The 14,829-nt window shown below is 69.0% G+C and carries 14 protein-coding genes; 9 read left to right on the top strand and 5 right to left on the bottom strand.

What is annotated here, in order from left to right:
* Together ACWD35_RS16900 and ACWD35_RS16895 are read left to right on the top strand one after the other, a co-directional pair.
* On the top strand, window positions 1–427 hold a 427-nt coding region (locus tag ACWD35_RS16900), incomplete at its 5' end, for a flavodoxin-dependent (E)-4-hydroxy-3-methylbut-2-enyl-diphosphate synthase (RefSeq protein ID WP_451351997.1).
* A gap of 18 nt (window positions 428–445) precedes the next feature.
* Window positions 446–1,951 carry a polyprenyl synthetase family protein gene (locus ACWD35_RS16895; protein WP_451351996.1) on the top strand — a complete coding sequence of 502 codons (1,506 nt, stop codon included), beginning with the start codon at window positions 446–448 and terminating at the stop codon, window positions 1,949–1,951.
* Window positions 1,952–2,059: 108 nt separating this feature from the next.
* Here ACWD35_RS16895 and ACWD35_RS16890 read toward each other — a convergent pair whose 3' ends face one another.
* Entirely contained in the window at window positions 2,060–3,337 is a 1,278-nt protein-coding gene (locus ACWD35_RS16890; RefSeq protein ID WP_451352011.1) for a cation:dicarboxylate symporter family transporter, read from the bottom strand.
* Window positions 3,338–3,626: 289 nt separating this feature from the next.
* Here ACWD35_RS16890 and ACWD35_RS16885 point away from each other — a divergent pair, with 289 nt between their 5' ends.
* From ACWD35_RS16885 to ACWD35_RS16875, 3 genes are read left to right on the top strand one after another with little or no spacing between them, the layout of a single operon-like run.
* A complete protein-coding gene (locus tag ACWD35_RS16885) occupies window positions 3,627–4,298 on the top strand; it encodes a response regulator transcription factor (RefSeq protein ID WP_451351995.1) in 672 nt (223 codons plus the stop codon).
* A gap of 35 nt (window positions 4,299–4,333) precedes the next feature.
* A complete protein-coding gene (locus ACWD35_RS16880; protein ID WP_451351994.1) occupies window positions 4,334–5,803 on the top strand; it encodes an ATP-binding protein in 1,470 nt (489 codons plus the stop codon).
* Between the two features lie 23 nt (window positions 5,804–5,826).
* Window positions 5,827–6,450 carry a response regulator transcription factor gene (locus ACWD35_RS16875; protein ID WP_451351993.1) on the top strand — a complete coding sequence of 208 codons (624 nt, stop codon included), beginning with the start codon at window positions 5,827–5,829 and terminating at the stop codon, window positions 6,448–6,450.
* 24 nt (window positions 6,451–6,474) lie between these two features.
* Here ACWD35_RS16875 and ACWD35_RS16870 read toward each other — a convergent pair whose 3' ends face one another.
* From ACWD35_RS16870 to ACWD35_RS16855, 4 genes are all read right to left on the bottom strand, one after another.
* Window positions 6,475–7,461: an ornithine cyclodeaminase family protein gene (locus tag ACWD35_RS16870; RefSeq protein WP_451351992.1), complete on the bottom strand. Its 987-nt coding sequence runs from the start codon at window positions 7,459–7,461 to the stop codon at window positions 6,475–6,477.
* Window positions 7,462–7,479: 18 nt separating this feature from the next.
* The gene (locus ACWD35_RS16865; protein ID WP_451351991.1) at window positions 7,480–8,754 is read right to left on the bottom strand and encodes a DegT/DnrJ/EryC1/StrS aminotransferase family protein; all 1,275 of its coding nucleotides are present in this window, start codon (window positions 8,752–8,754) and stop codon (window positions 7,480–7,482) included.
* Between the two features lie 91 nt (window positions 8,755–8,845).
* On the bottom strand, window positions 8,846–9,493 hold the full coding sequence (locus tag ACWD35_RS16860) for an NADPH-dependent FMN reductase (protein ID WP_451351990.1): 648 nt from the start codon (window positions 9,491–9,493) through the stop codon (window positions 8,846–8,848).
* Between the two features lie 146 nt (window positions 9,494–9,639).
* The gene (locus tag ACWD35_RS16855; protein WP_451351989.1) at window positions 9,640–10,368 is read right to left on the bottom strand and encodes a response regulator transcription factor; all 729 of its coding nucleotides are present in this window, start codon (window positions 10,366–10,368) and stop codon (window positions 9,640–9,642) included.
* Between the two features lie 281 nt (window positions 10,369–10,649).
* Here ACWD35_RS16855 and ACWD35_RS16850 point away from each other — a divergent pair, with 281 nt between their 5' ends.
* From ACWD35_RS16850 to ACWD35_RS16835, 4 genes are all read left to right on the top strand, one after another.
* Window positions 10,650–11,348, top strand: coding sequence for a succinate dehydrogenase cytochrome b subunit (locus tag ACWD35_RS16850; protein ID WP_451351988.1), 699 nt, complete (start codon window positions 10,650–10,652; stop codon window positions 11,346–11,348).
* A 2-nt stretch (window positions 11,349–11,350) separates the two neighbouring features.
* A complete protein-coding gene (locus ACWD35_RS16845) occupies window positions 11,351–13,300 on the top strand; it encodes a fumarate reductase/succinate dehydrogenase flavoprotein subunit (RefSeq protein WP_451351987.1) in 1,950 nt (649 codons plus the stop codon).
* Complete coding sequence (locus ACWD35_RS16840; protein ID WP_451351986.1) at window positions 13,297–14,052, top strand: succinate dehydrogenase/fumarate reductase iron-sulfur subunit; 756 nt, start codon at window positions 13,297–13,299, stop codon at window positions 14,050–14,052. The genes ACWD35_RS16845 and ACWD35_RS16840 overlap by 4 nt, the downstream gene beginning before the upstream one ends.
* A 306-nt stretch (window positions 14,053–14,358) precedes the next feature.
* Window positions 14,359–14,712 (top strand): GYD domain-containing protein, encoded by a 354-nt coding sequence (locus ACWD35_RS16835; RefSeq protein WP_451351985.1) that lies wholly within the window; start codon window positions 14,359–14,361, stop codon window positions 14,710–14,712.
* Window positions 14,713–14,829 lie beyond the last annotated feature (117 nt).

Below are 14,829 nucleotides of genomic sequence, written 5' to 3'. Positions count from 1 at the left end.
GGGCATCGGCGACACCATCCGCGTCTCCCTGTCGGCCCCGCCCGCCGAGGAGGTCAAGGTCGGCATCCAGATCCTGGAGTCGCTGAACCTCCGCCGGCGCGGCCTGGAGATCGTTTCCTGCCCGTCCTGCGGCCGGGCCCAGGTCGACGTCTACAAGCTCGCCGACGAAGTCAATGCGGCGCTGTCCGGCTTCCCGGCGCCGCTGCGCGTGGCGGTCATGGGCTGCGTCGTCAACGGCCCCGGCGAGGCCCGTGAGGCCGACCTGGGCGTGGCATCGGGCAACGGCAAGGGGCAGATCTTCGTCAAGGGGGCGGTCGTCAAGACCGTCCCTGAATCGAAGATCGTCGAAACACTGATCGAAGAGGCCATGCGTATCGCCGAGGAGACGGGGATCGACCCCCTCGGCAGCGAAGGCGTTCCGGGCTAAGAAACCTGAGGGGGAAACATGCCGTCTGCACCACGCCGAATCCTGCTCGCAGAGCCGCGCGGTGCCTGCGCCGGTGTGCACAGGGCCGTTGAGACCGTGGAACGGTGCGTCGATTCGGAGACCGAAGTACCGGGCCAGAACCGGCAGAACGCGGTGAAGGCGATCGCCGGGCGCAGCGACCTTGTGCTCATCGTCGGGTCGGCCGACTCGAGCGACTCGGTCCGGATGGTGGAGATCGCGCAGGCCGCCGGAGCGCAGGCCCGGCTGTTGTCCGACCCGGACCAGCTGAACCCCGAGTGGCTGGCCGACGTCCGTACCGTGGGGTTGGGCTCCGGCGAGGGCGTGCCCGAGGTGCTGGTCGAGCAGGTCGTCGAGCGGCTCGGGACCCATGGTTTCACCGACATCGAAACCGGGGCAGCCGCCACCGAGGACGTCGTGTTCAAGCTGCCGCCGGAGTTTGAGCGGCCGGCGCAGAGCGGTGCCGGCGACGGCGATGCCGACGAAGCCTGCGCCAGGTTGCTCGCCCGGGCCAGCGCGCTCATCGACGACCTGCTGAGCGCCGAGTCCGCACGCTGGGGGGCCGTCGACGCCCGCGTGGCGGTGCCGGTCGAGGCGATCGCGGAGCTCGTCACGGCGGGCGGCAAGCGGCTGCGCCCCACGTTCTGCATCAGCGGCTATCTGGCGGCCGGCGGTGCGCTGGACGATGACGCGGTCGTCGCCGCGGCTGCCGGGCTGGAACTGCTGCACGCCTTTGCCCTTATCCACGACGACATCATGGACAACTCGCCCACCCGGCGTGGGGTGCCGACCGTGCATGCCAAGCACACCGGCCTCCATGCGGAGCGCGGCTGGGCCGGTGAGCCCCGCCGGTACGGAGAGGGTGTCGCCATGCTGGCCGGCGACCTGGCGCTCGGCTACGCCAACCGGCTCACCAGCAGGCTGCCCGGCCCGGCCATGGAGATCTGGACGGACCTGGTCACCGAGATGATCATCGGCCAGCAGCTGGACATCGCCCTTGCCGCCGAGCTGGTGCCGGACCCGGACCTTGCCCGCTGGGTCGCGGTCTGCAAGTCCGGTCGCTACACCATCCACCGGCCCCTCGCACTCGGAGCGTCCCTCGCCGGGCGGCCCGAACTGCAGGCGCCGTTCGAGGAGTACGGCATCGCGGCGGGCGAGGCGTTCCAGTTGCGCGACGACCTGCTCGACGCCTTCGGCGATTCCGCGGCGACCGGCAAGCCCGCCGGCCTGGATGTCAGTGAACACAAGATGACCTTGCTGATCGCCCTGGCGGCGGCCAAGGACTCCCGGGTGGCCCGCCTGGTGGCTAACGGCCGGAACGGCGACTGGAACCCGGCCGAGTTGCGCGACGCGTTGCTCGCCTCCGGCGTACGCCAGGAGGTCGAGGAGCAGATCGACCGGCTCGTCACGACTGCCCTTGCGGCACTTGAGAAGGCGCCACTCGCGGACGACTGGCAGCAGCGCCTGGGCAAGATGGCGGAGCAGGTCGCCTACCGCGACCACTGACGGCACGACGGGATTACGCGGTTGCCCGGCGCCGCGTCAGACGGGGTCGGACCTTTTCGGGTCCGACCCCGTTTTCATGGCGGTGCTCAGAGGCCGCCGAAGTCGGTGCTAGTCCACAAACCGGATGTCGACCACCGCGGGGTCGTCCTCGGGGCGATCGGGGTCGGCCGGGCGGGGCGCGGACAGGACATAGTTGAGCCGGCTGACGTTCAAATGACCCGCCCAGTTGGCGATGGTCACGGCGGCGACCGCGTTGGCGATCAGGTTGGTGACGGCCCGGGCCTCCGACATGAGCCGGTCGATCCCGACGAGCAGTGCGACGCCCGCCATCGACGGGGCATGGGTGATGGACACCGTGGCCACGAGCGTGACGAAGCCCGAACCTGTCACGCCCACCGCGGTCTTGGAGATGATCATGGCCAGGACCAGCAGAAGCATTTGCTCACCGAAGGCCAGACCGTCACCGGTGATCTCCGCGATGTACGCGGCCGACATGGTGAGGTAGATGCACGTGCCCACCAGATGCAGCGAATATCCGCCCGCCAGCAAGGGCGCACCCGTCGCACGTGGCACACCGGCCAGTTCGAGCTTGCGCAGCACCCGCGGAAAGACGGGTTCGGAGGACGAGGTGGCGACCGTGATCAGTATCTCGTGGCGCAGGAACCTGACCAGCTTGAGCAGAGAGAACTGGTTGGCGCGGGCGAGCAGTGCCAGTCCCACGAAAACCACCAGGGCGCAGACCAGATAGAAAGCGACGACCAAGTACAACAGGGCGCTCAGCGGCACGAGTCCGAAACGGCCGATGGTGTAGGCGGCGCCGCCGAAAGCGGCCAGCGGCGCACCGACGGCCAGGATCCGCACCGCGCAGAAGAGTACGTGTCCGAGCCGTTCGAACTGGTCGATCAGCGGGGCACCCCGTTCCCCCGAGCGCATCAGCGCCGCGCCGAAGAGAACGGCCACGACGAGGACTTGGAGCGGATGGCCACCCGTGAAGGCGGACACGAAGCTGTCGGGGACAAAGCCCTGGATGCTCAGCGCATCGTTCCGGGCCGACTCGGCCTGCTTCATGATCGGCCCCAGGTCGGCGGAGCCGTTGGTGAGATGACTGCCCGAGGGTGACAGTCCCAGCAGGTCACCGGCGAGGAGTCCGACGCCGAGTGCGAGGGTCGTGGTCAGCTCGAAGTAGACGAACGCCTTCACGGAGAGGCGACCGAGGCGGTGGACACTGCCGACGGTGGCGATCCCGGTCACCACCGTCACGAAGATGATCGGGGTGACCAGCATCGACATGAGTGAGATGAAGGCGTCCGAGAGGAAACCCATCCGCGCCGCGTCCTTGCGGTCGACCAGCCCGAACGCGGCGCCGGCCAGGAGGCCGCACACCACCCAGAGGGTCAGCCTGCCGCGGAGTGAGTTCCGACGCGATTCCCTCGCCACTGTGTCCTCCACGTCGATCCGGGGAAGCACGCGTCGCTCCCAACTGCCCTTGTAACAGTGGAACAAGATTAGACATTGTCATCCAAAGGACTGTGCCGAGATTGACAGGGAGACGTGAGGACTCTTCAAAATCGATCCTTGTCCGCCAACAACTTTCACATAAGATGACGGAGCCAACGCGCAATGCGGAAGTTGCATTAGCAAGGCAACATGAGCAACGGGGGAGATTTTGAAGGCATTGCTCGTAGAGGACGACCCTGACGTCGCCAGCGCGCTGATGGAGAGCCTGGAGCAGTACGGCTGGGACGTGGAACACTCCAGCACCGGCGGCAGCGCACTGTATTCACAGCCGACTTGGGACATCGTGCTGCTCGACCTCAACCTGCCGGACATGGACGGTCTTGAGGTGTGCCAGCGACTGCGCTCGTCGCACGAGGTGCCCATCATCGCCGTCACGGCGCGCTCCGACCAGATGGACAAGGTCCTGTGCCTGCGCCTCGGCGCCGACGACTACATCGTCAAGCCGTACCAGATCCAGGAGTTGCTGGCGCGAATGACCGCGGTCATCCGGCGCAGCGTGCCGCAGCAGACCCCGCCGGCGGCGCCTGCGGAGAGCATTTCCGAGGGGCAGATCGTCATCGACCGGCGGACGCGCAGGGTCAGCGTCGCGGGCCGCGATCTCGCACTCACGCGCAAGGAGTTCGATCTCCTGGTGGTGCTCGCACGGGCCCCCGGCCGGGTGTTCACCCGTGACCAGCTGTTCGCTGCGGTGTGGTCGGAGACCTGGGGCGGTGCCTCGCGCACGCTGGACACCCATGTCGCCTCTCTGCGAAGGAAGTTAGGCAGTTCGAACTGGATCAGGACGATCCGTGGAGTCGGCTTCAGCTTCGAGCCGAAGCGCATGGACTGAGAGCCTGGTCAAGACCGATGCGCCCGTTCCACACGGTGATTCTCGCTGCCCTGTGCGGTGCAGTCCTGACCGCCTTGTTGGTGCTGACCGGCTGGCTGTTCGAAGAGCGCGCCGCACAACAGGCGCGGACCCATCTGGTGTCGACTCTCGTGACGGCGCAAGGCCGGCTCTCCGCGTCGCTCGACGACATGCCGACGCACCGGCTGCGCAGCCAACTCAACACCCTGTCGAGGGAGTTGGACGCCGACCTCTATGTACGCCTGCCGGACCGCGCCGTCGTGACCTCCGGCACCCCTTCGGCGAGCGTGACCGACAAGCTGGCCCGGTTACCCGTTTCGGCGGACACCACCGGTGTTCAGGTGACGGCTCCCGCACGACTGCCCGACCTCGGCGACCACTTGAGTGCCTGGACGACGGTGCGCGGGAAGGACTCGCGCACCTCGGTGCTGTGGGTGCGGGAGCCCGCCGACCGGTGGCGCGAGAGCGTCCTGACCTCCTGGGGACTGCTGGCCGCCGCCGAGCCCGTCGGCCTGGGGCTGTGCGCGCTGCCCCTGCTGGTCATGAGGCGCCGTACGCGCTTCGCCTCCGACCAGCTCAGCGGCGTCCTGCGGTCGCTGGCCGACGGGGAGTTCCACGTCCGGGCCGACCCCCCGCTCGGCGGGTACTACATGGACCAGCTCGCCGAGGACATCAACGTGTTGGCCGCGTCCGTGCAGACCACGATGGAGAAGCAGCGCAGGTTCCTCGCCGACGTGGCCCACCAGCTGCGCAACCCCATGGTCGCGCTGCGCCTGAGGGTGGAGAACCTCCGCCCTCACCTGCCCGAGGCGGCTGTCGAACGGCAGGCCCGCATCCTGTCCGACGTGGACCGGCTCCACCGCACCCTGACGGACATGCTGGAGCACGCGCGTTCCGTGCCCGCCGACCACAGGACCCAGGTCGTCGACGTGTGCGCGGTGGTGGAGGAACGCGTCCAGGGCTGGGCCCCCGTGGCCGAGCAGCGGTGCGTTCAGCTGAAGGTCAGCATGCCGCGGCATGCCTGGGGGCTGAGCCGCTCCGGCGCCGTCGAGCAGGCGCTGGACGTCCTGCTCGACAACGCGCTGAAGTACTCGCCGACGGGGAGCGCGATCCGTATCCAGGTCATGACGGAAGATAACCGGCTGCTGATCCAGGTGCGCGACGAAGGCCCCGGCCTGCCCGACAAGGACCGCGAAGCGGCCCTGCAGCGCGGCTGTTCCGGCCCGTCGTCGAAGAAGGGCGGCGGCATCGGCCTGTCCATCGCCCGCCAGCTCATCGAGTCGTCCGGTGGCCGCCTGGAGCTGCTCCCCGGCACACCCGGTGGCCTCATCACGAGGCTCCATCTGCTCGGCGGCGTACCGGTCCAGTCCTCCGCCGGCCGCACCGCCACCGCGTCGAACACGCGAAACCGCGTCCCGAGCGGCAGCCTGCCCAGGAATCCCACGAGCAGCCCGGTCACGTGCCCGCCCGACGAGGCACCGAGTTGAAGAGGCAGTTGGAGAGGCAAGCGATGACGATCTACAATCTTCCGCTCGATACGCAGCCGGACGAATGCGATCCGATCCGTACGGCCCGGTGGCTGGCCGACGGGTCCGGCCGGGACGTGTTCTGCTACTGGAACCGCCCCGCCCTCGACGAACCCGTCCTCCAGGCTCTGCGCGGACCGGACCGGAGCAAGTACGTCCGGATCGCCTTCCCCCTGTCGTACGACCCTGGCGCCCAGGCCACGTACGCCGACTGGCAGCACAGCGGCGCCCAGGTGAGGCAGAGCCACCGACTGCCGCCGGGCGCCCTGATGCTCACCAACCAGGGCGCACTGATGACGACGCGCTCCCACTCGGGCCTCACCTGGGCGCGCACGGAGGACCCGGGCACGCTGGCCGCCCTGCGGATCCTGGCCCAGACCCTCTGGCAGCAGGCGGAGCCCCTCGCGCAGCCCCAGGTGGTGCTGAGCGAGGCCGAACAGCAGATCCTCTCCGCGCTGTTGCAGGGCCTGACCGACCAGGCCATCGCCCGCCGCCTGAACACGTCCGACCGCACGGTGCGCCGCATGGTCGCCCAGCTCATGGAACGCCTGGGCGCCCAGAGCCGCTTCGAGGCGGGGGTACGAGTGGTCGAACGCCGCTGGATCTGACGTCACCGTCCCAGCAGCGGCACCTCACGGGGCCGCGGAGCCGAACCGGACGTCGGCGCCCGCGCCCTGCTCGACGGCCCTGCGGTAGAGCAGGTGGCACGTGAAGGCGTCCTCCAGCGGGATGCCCACGGACTTGAAGAGGGTCGTCTCGCTGTCGTCGCGGCGGCCGGGGTGCCCTCCGCCGAGCAGGTCGGCCAGTTCGACCAGGGGAGGAGCGTCCGGAAGCACGCCCTCCGTGATGGGGATGAGCAGGTCGCCGGCCTCACGGAGCACGGCTTCCGCGGACTCGACGAACACGGTGGAGCGCGCCACGAGGGCGGAAGGCAGCTCCCGGCGCTCCCTGCCGTACGCGCCGACCGCGCTGATGTGCACGCCTTCCGGCGCCACCGCCGAGTCGTCGAACAGCGGCTCGGGGGACGACGTCACCGTGCAGATGACGTCCGCGCCGGCCACCGCCGCCTCGGCGCTGTCGCACACCGTCACGTCGAGTCCGGGGCCGTCGGAGGCGGCCCACTCGGCGAGCCGGTGCGCGCGGCGCGGATCGCGGCTGTAGAGCCGCACCTCGTCCCAGGGCCGGATCGGGGCGAGGCCCTCCAGGTGCCCGCGGCCTTGGACGCCGGCCCCGATGACGGCCAGCGTGCGGGCGTCCCTGCGCGCCAGTATGTCCGTGGCGAGGGTGGTGACCGCGGCCGTACGCAGCTCGGTCAGCGCCTGCGCGTCGATGAGGGCGGTGGGCGCGCCGGACCGGGCGTCGAAGACAGCGACGAGGCCCTGGACCGTGGGCAGGCCCCGGGCCCGCGCGCTGTCGAAGAGGGTGATGAGCTTCACCGACAGCGCCGACGCGTACGCCGCCGGCATCAACAGCAGATCCCCCTCGCCGGTGTGCACGGAGCTGCGGGTGAAGTCGGCCCCGGCGCCGTGCTGTTCGGTGAACACGGCGCCGATGGCGCAGGCCAGGTCGTCGACCGAGAGCACGTGCCGGACGGTGTGCGCGTCCAGGAGCTTCAACACAGCGGGCCTTTCCGTCGGTCAGCGGGTGCGCGCCGCGCGCAGGGCGTCGGAGAGAAGGTCGCACAGCATGTCGACCTGCTTGTCGCTGAGGCCGGGGTGGCAGGGCAGGTTGACCTGCTCGTGGAACCACACCTGCTCGGCCGTGGGGCACTCCCCGTAGTGGTGCCCCCGCGAGCGCCACTCCGGGAGCAGATGGAGGGGGAAGTAGCGCAGCGGCGTCTGCACGCCGCGTTCGTCGAGTTCGTGCAGCAGCCGGTTGCGGTTGAGCAGGTCCGGCTCCCGGACGAAGAACGCGAACAGGTGCTGGGCGTGCACGACGCCCGCGGGCTCCTCGCACACGTCGACCATCCCGTCGAAGGCGCGCAGCGTCTCGCGGAGCCGGACCGCGATCATGCGCCGCCGCCCCACCAGCTCGGGCAGCACGGCCAGTTGGGCCGTGCCCATCGCGGCGGCGGCCTCCCCGAGGGTCGCGTTGGTGCCGTGGCGCAGCATGGCCACCATGTCGTGGGTGTACGCGCTGCCCGGGTAGAGGGCGCCGGGCAGGGGCTCCTTGGAGTCCCCGAAGGTGTGTTGCCGGGCCACGAAGCGCGCGTCCACCTCGTTGCCGCGCAGCCGGTCGAGGCGCTCGGCCCAGCCCTCGTCGGCGAAGGTCACCATGCCGCCCTCGCCGAGCGTGGTGATGTTCTTGCTGGCATGGAAGCTGAAGCACCCGATGTCGGCCAGCGAGCCGGGGCGCTCGCCGTGGTAGGAGGCGCCCAGCGCGTGCGCGGCGTCCTCGATCACCAGGGCGCCGTGGGCCCGGGCGATGTCCGTGATCTCGCGCATGTCCGCCGGGTGACCGCCGTAGTGGACCAGGATGACGGCTCGGGTCTTCGGCCCGATCAGGCGCTCCAGGCAGCGCGGGTCCATGTTGAGGGTGTCGTTCCGTATGTCGCAGAACTTCACCGTGACGTCGGGGTACTGGAGCAGCGGCTGGATCGTCGCCTGGTAGGTCTGCGGCGTGACGATCACCTCGTCGCCAGGGCGCAGGCCCAGGAGGTGGGTGGCCAGTTCCAGGGAGACCGTGCCGCTGGTCGTGCTCATGGCGTACGGCGTTCCCACGTACGCCCGGAAGTCGCTCTCGAACCGCTCCCGCCAGGGCCCGCCGGACAGCGTCTCGCCGGAACTCATGGCTTCGGTGACCGCCGCGATCTCCGGGGCTCCGACGGTGCTTCCCAGGGGCAGATAGGGGACCTCGTAGATCCTGGCCGGCTTCCTGAAGGCCCCCAGCTTGGGTATGTCTCCGATGGTCATGGCGTCTCCAGAGTGCATGGAAGTCGTGAGGGGGCAGAAACGCCCTGGACGACACGGAATCGGCGGTCCGCCCTGCGGAGCCGGCCGCCGTTCATGTACGAGGTGTCCCGGCCGCCGGCGCCGGGACGGCCGCGCCGCCGAGCCGCCATGCCATCTCCACCAGCGCCCGGCACAGCGAGCGCAGCCGGTCGTGGGCCTCGGCCGCGCTCAGGACTCGGCTGCCCTCGGCAGTGCGCGCGAAGTCCCCTGGAACAGTGACCAGTTGCTCCGGCAGTGCGATGCCCCGCATGGCCCGTACGACGGTGCGCAGCGCGTCACAGGCCTGGACGGCGGACAGGTTCTCGCCGTGGGTGAGCAGCCCGACGGGCTTCCCCGCGAAGGGCGTGACGTCCAGGTGGTCGAGCGCGTTCTTGACCGCGCCCGAGAAGGAGCCGTGGTACATGGGCGAGGCGATGACGAAGGCGTCCACCTCCGCCGCCAGCTGTCCGAGCTTTCGGGCGTACGGGTCCGCGTAGAGCTCGGGCCGGCCGTGACAGCTGGGGTCGACGATGGGCAGGGGCTGGGTCGCCAGGTCCCACACGAGCGGGTCCGCGCCCAGCTCGGTCAGCATCAGGGCAGCGGCCTCGATGACGGCTGTGGTGTGTGATCCGGTGCTCGGGCTGCCGCCGAGCAGCAGCACGACCGGCCGCTCCGCCGTTGTCCCGGCTTTTCTGTCTGTCCAGCGCTGGATCGGATTCAACGGTCTACCTTTCGCGCGCCGATATGAGTGGGCGGCCGAGACGGTCAGCGGGTGTCATGCGCAACGGGGACACGATGGCCGAACTTTGCTTCGTAGACGGGCAGTTGTCCGCTCACCGACGGACGCTGTCGTAAAGCGGCGGACTGTCAGAGCGGGTGGCGCGCATCGCGCTTGGCCCTGCCCGAGGTCTTGTTGAACCACCCGCGCCGGGCGGCGAGAGCGCCCGCCTCGAACCGGCTCTGGGCGTTGAGCTCCTGCATCATCCTGCTGACCTTGCGGCTCACCGTCCGCTTGGAGACGTCGAGCGAGGCGGCGATCTGTTCGTCGGTGTGGCCGCTGGCCAGCAGCCGGAGCACGTTCTGGAACTGGCCGTCGTCGGGGGCGTGACCGCCGGCCGACCGCGGGGTGCCCTCCTCCCACAGGCTGTGAAAGACGTAGCGCAGCATCCCCGTGGTCTCGGAGCAGTCGGACGTGGTGGCCGATCCGCTCAAACCGCCCTCGCTACCGGATTCCTGGCACACCACCGACGTTTGGTTGTCCAGCAGAGCGAAGGTGACGGGGGCCCGGGCGACGCACCGGGTCCGGATCCCGGAGCTGGCCTGCCACGAGGCGTAGGACGCCAGGTGAGGGGCGGTGAGCGCCCGCTCGTCCCAGATCACGGAGACCTGCACCCAGCGGTGCAGCAGCTTCGTGAGGCTGAGCTTGTCCTGCTGGACCACCGTCGGGGTGAGTCCCTGCCCCGTGTAGACGATCGCCACGTCGTGGCGGGCGGACTCGAGCGCGGCGTGGAACGGCGATCGCGAGCGGTGCCGCTCGGCCTGCCTGGTGGGGGCGTTTCGGACCGGGGACTGGGTGACGGCCGCGGTCGTGCTCATGTTTCTCGTACTCCTTCCGCTCGACCGCTTCGTGAGGGATCAAATGGGATGCAGTACCACGGAGTTGGGAGTCGCCCGAGTTCATCGGCTCGGCAGCTCCTCCGGTGAGACTAGGAGGGCTGCGTCAAATTCCCGCACGCGCAGGTATGGGGAATGTCAGCTCTATGTGAGTTTCCTGCGGACGCCCTCATACCGGACGAGGGTCGATAGGTGTGGCCTATCGAATTCATGCACACGATCACTTGGAGTACTTGCGACTCTTGCCCCTACCATCGATTTTCATGACTCTGGCTACGCGTACGAGTCCGTCGAGAACGCGTCTGGTGTGGGACTCGACGGTGGGCAAGAAAGCGGTCATGGCCGTGAGTGGCCTGGTGATCGTCGGCTACCTCGTGGTGCACTGCATCGCGAATGTCAAGATCTACTTCGGTGCGGCCGATTTCAATGCGTACGGGGAGTGGATCCGCACGCTGGGCGACCCGTTCCTGCACCGGATGTGGTTCATCTGGAGTGCGCGCGTGGTGCTGCTGGCCTCGGCGATCGCGCACGGAATCTGCGCGTACCAGCTCAGCCGCCGTGACATCAAGGCCCGTCCGAGCAAGTACGTGCACCAGAAGGAGCGTCCGAGCTACGCGACGCGCACGATGCGCTGGGGCGGGGTGATCCTCGGCCTGTTCATCGTCTGGCACATCCTGGACATCACGACGGGCACGGTTCACCCGGGCTTCCAGCCCGGTCACCCCTACCAGAACGTGGTGGCGACCTTCTCGCACTGGTACGGCAACGTCATCTACATCGTCGCGATGCTCGCGTTGGGCCTGCATCTGCGGCACGGGATGTGGAGTGCCGCGCAGACCCTCGGTGTGAGCAGCAAGGCGGTCGACCGGACTTTGAAGATCACGGCGAACGGGCTGGCGCTGCTGCTGACGGCGGGCTTCATCTCCGTGCCTGTGGGCGTCATGACGGGAGTGGTGAGCTGAGTATGGGTGAGTATGCCGAGTACGTGACCGGGGAGCCGGTCACCGACACGAAGGCGCCGACGGGGCCGATCGCCGGGCGCTGGGACACGCGGCGCTTCGAGGCGAAGCTGGTCAACCCGGCCAACCGGCGCAAGCACACGGTGATCGTCGTCGGCACCGGCCTGGCCGGCGGCAGCGCCGGTGCGACGCTCGCCGAACAGGGCTACCACGTCGTCCAGTTCTGCTTCCAGGACTCCCCGCGCCGCGCCCACTCGATCGCCGCCCAGGGCGGTATCAACGCGGCGAAGAACTACCGCAACGACGGCGACTCCGTCCACCGGCTCTTCTACGACACCGTCAAGGGCGGCGACTTCCGCGCCCGCGAGTCCAACGTCCACCGCCTCGCGCAGATCTCCGTCGAGATCATCGACCAGTGCGTCGCCCAGGGTGTGCCCTTCGCCCGTGAGTACGGCGGCCTGCTCGACACCCGCTCCTTCGGCGGCGTCCAGGTCTCCCGCACCTTCTACGCCCGCGGCCAGACGGGCCAGCAGCTCCTCCTCGGCGCCTACCAGGCGCTCAGTCGGCAGATCGCGGCGGGCAACGTCGAGTTGCACGCGCGTACCGAGATGCTCGACCTCGTCGTCATCGACGGGCGGGCGCGCGGCATCGTGGCGCGTGACCTGGTGACCGGGAAGATCGACACGTATGTCGCGGACGCGGTGGTGCTGGCCTCCGGTGGCTACGGCAATGTCTTCTACCTGTCGACGAACGCGATGAATTCCAACGCGACCGCGATCTGGCGGGCGCACCGGCGGGGCGCCTACTTCGCCAACCCCTGCTTCACGCAGATCCATCCGACCTGTATTCCGCGTACCGGCGACCACCAGTCGAAGCTGACGCTGATGAGTGAGTCGCTGCGCAACGACGGGCGTATCTGGGTGCCGAAGGCGAAGGGTGACACGCGTCCGGCGAACGAGATCCCCGAGGACGAGCGCGACTACTACCTGGAGCGCATCTACCCCTCGTTCGGCAACCTCGTGCCCCGTGACATCGCTTCGCGTGCTGCGAAGAACGTGTGTGACGAGGGGCGTGGTGTCGGGCCCGGCGGCCAGGGTGTGTACCTCGACTTCGCGGACGCCATCCAGCGGATGGGCCGGGGGGCGGTCGAGGCCAAGTACGGCAACCTCTTCGACATGTACCAGCGGATCACCGACGAGGATCCGTACAAGGTGCCGATGCGGATCTACCCTGCCGTGCACTACACGATGGGCGGCTTGTGGGTCGACTACGACCTCCAGACCACCATCCCGGGCCTGTTCGCGATCGGGGAGGCCAACTTCTCGGACCACGGCGCCAACCGGCTCGGCGCCTCCGCGCTGATGCAGGGCCTGGCGGACGGCTACTTCGTGCTGCCGTCCACGATCAACGACTACCTGGCGCGCAACCCCGGGCAGGGCGAGGTGGGTTCGGACCACCCCGTCGTCAAGGAGGTCGCGGCCGAGACCGAGGCGCGGCTGGCAAAGCTGCTGGCCGTGGACGGGGACCGTACGCCCGACTCCTTCCACCGCGAGGTCGGCGAACTCATGTGGGAGTTCTGCGGGATGGCCCGCACCGACGAGGGCCTGCGCAAGGCGCTCGACCGGATCCCCCAGATCCGCGAGGAGTTCTGGCGGCGCATCAAGGTTCCCGGCACCGGCGAGGAGTTCAACCAGTCGCTGGAGAAGGCCAACCGCATCGTCGACTACCTGGAACTCGCCGAGCTGATGTGCCTCGACGCGCTGCACCGCGCCGAGTCCTGCGGCGGCCACTTCCGCGAGGAGTCCCAGACGCCCGACGGCGAGGCGGCCCGCAGGGACGAGGAGTTCTCCTACGCGGCGGCCTGGGAGTTCACCGGCACCGGCGCCTCGCCCGTCCTGCACAAGGAAGACCTGGCCTTCGAGTACGTCCACCCCACCCAGCGGAGCTACGCATGAAGCTCACCCTGCGCGTCTGGCGCCAGAAGAACGACACCGCGCCGGGCGCGATGGAGACCTACGAGGTCGACGGCATCTCCTCGGACATGTCGTTCCTGGAGATGCTCGACACTCTCAACGAGGAGCTCATCCTCAAGGGCGAGGACCCCGTCGCCTTCGACCACGACTGCCGCGAGGGGATCTGCGGGGCGTGCTCGCTGGTCATCAACGGCAACGCGCACGGCCCGGAGCGCACCACCACCTGCCAGCTGCACATGCGGTCCTTCAAGGACGGCGACACGATCGACATCGAGCCGTGGCGGGCCCGCGCGTTCCCGGTGATCAAGGACCTGGTCGTGGACCGCACGGCCTTCGACCGCATCATCCAGGCCGGCGGCTACATCACCGCGCCCACCGGTTCCGCGCCGGAGGCGCACGCCACGCCGGTGCCCAAGCCGGACGCGGACTACGCCTTCGAGCACGCGGAGTGCATCGGCTGCGGCGCGTGCGTGGCCGCGTGCCCGAACGGCGCCGCGATGCTGTTCACCTCCGCCAAGGTCAACCACCTCAACGTCCTGCCGCAGGGCGCCCCCGAGCGCGAGACCCGCGTCCTCGACATGGTGGCGCAGATGGACGAGGAGGGCTTCGGCGGCTGCACGCTCACCGGTGAGTGCGCGACGGCCTGTCCCAAGGGCATTCCGCTCCCCTCCATCACCGCGATGAACAAGGAGTGGCTGCGCGCCGTCCGCAAGGCGAAGCAGCCCGCTTCGTAGGACTCCGTACGACGTGGGCAGCGCCCAGCGTTGGGACCGACCCGGGCCGATGGCCCGGGTCGTTTTCGTGCAGCGACGGCGGTCCTGGCCGCTGGGCGACAGCGGGTGTCGTCTTGCTGTCACACGGTTGTTTCCGTAAAGGGCCCCGGCAAGCATTGTTGAACGTGATCCCGCACCGCGGCACGGAGTGAGCCTCCGCAGTGCGCCGCGAGCCGTTCTTCATGCGGCTCGCTTCTTCGCAGAGCATTCCACGCGCCCTACGAGTGCGCCCCGAGTGCGCCGTCCACCTATGCCCGGGAGGTACCCATGCAGTTCATGATCCTGGCCCGTTACACGCAGGACGTCGTCAAGACGATCCTCGAGGACCCGCGGGCGGTCATCGCGCGCGACGAGCACGCCTTCAAGTTCTACGGGGCGCTCGGCGGCACTGTCGTCAACTACTGGTTCACCCGCGACATCGAGTACAACTTCGCGGTCGTCGTGGACTTCCCGGACGTGGAGGCGGCGCACGCGGCCGTGCTGACCGGCTACTCCACCGGCGCCTTCGAGGAGGGCAAGGTCATCCCGCTGGCCTCGGCGGAGGAGATGGTGGGCGCGCTCAAGCGCGCCGCCCCGGCGGTCGAGCTCTTCTACCCGCCGCAGTCGCCGGAAGTCAACTAGTCCTCAACCCACCCTCGAAGCCGGAGCGGTCACGGGCACCGCGCACGGCGGTTCCGGTGTCACGGCGAGGCGGACCCAGTCGCCGTGCACCGGCATCTTCTGATGTTCTGAGAGAGG

The organism is Streptomyces sp. NPDC002671 (genome assembly GCF_053592475.1).
The sequence above is the reverse complement of the archived record's forward strand: the minus strand, read 5'-3'. Positions and strand labels throughout refer to the sequence as shown.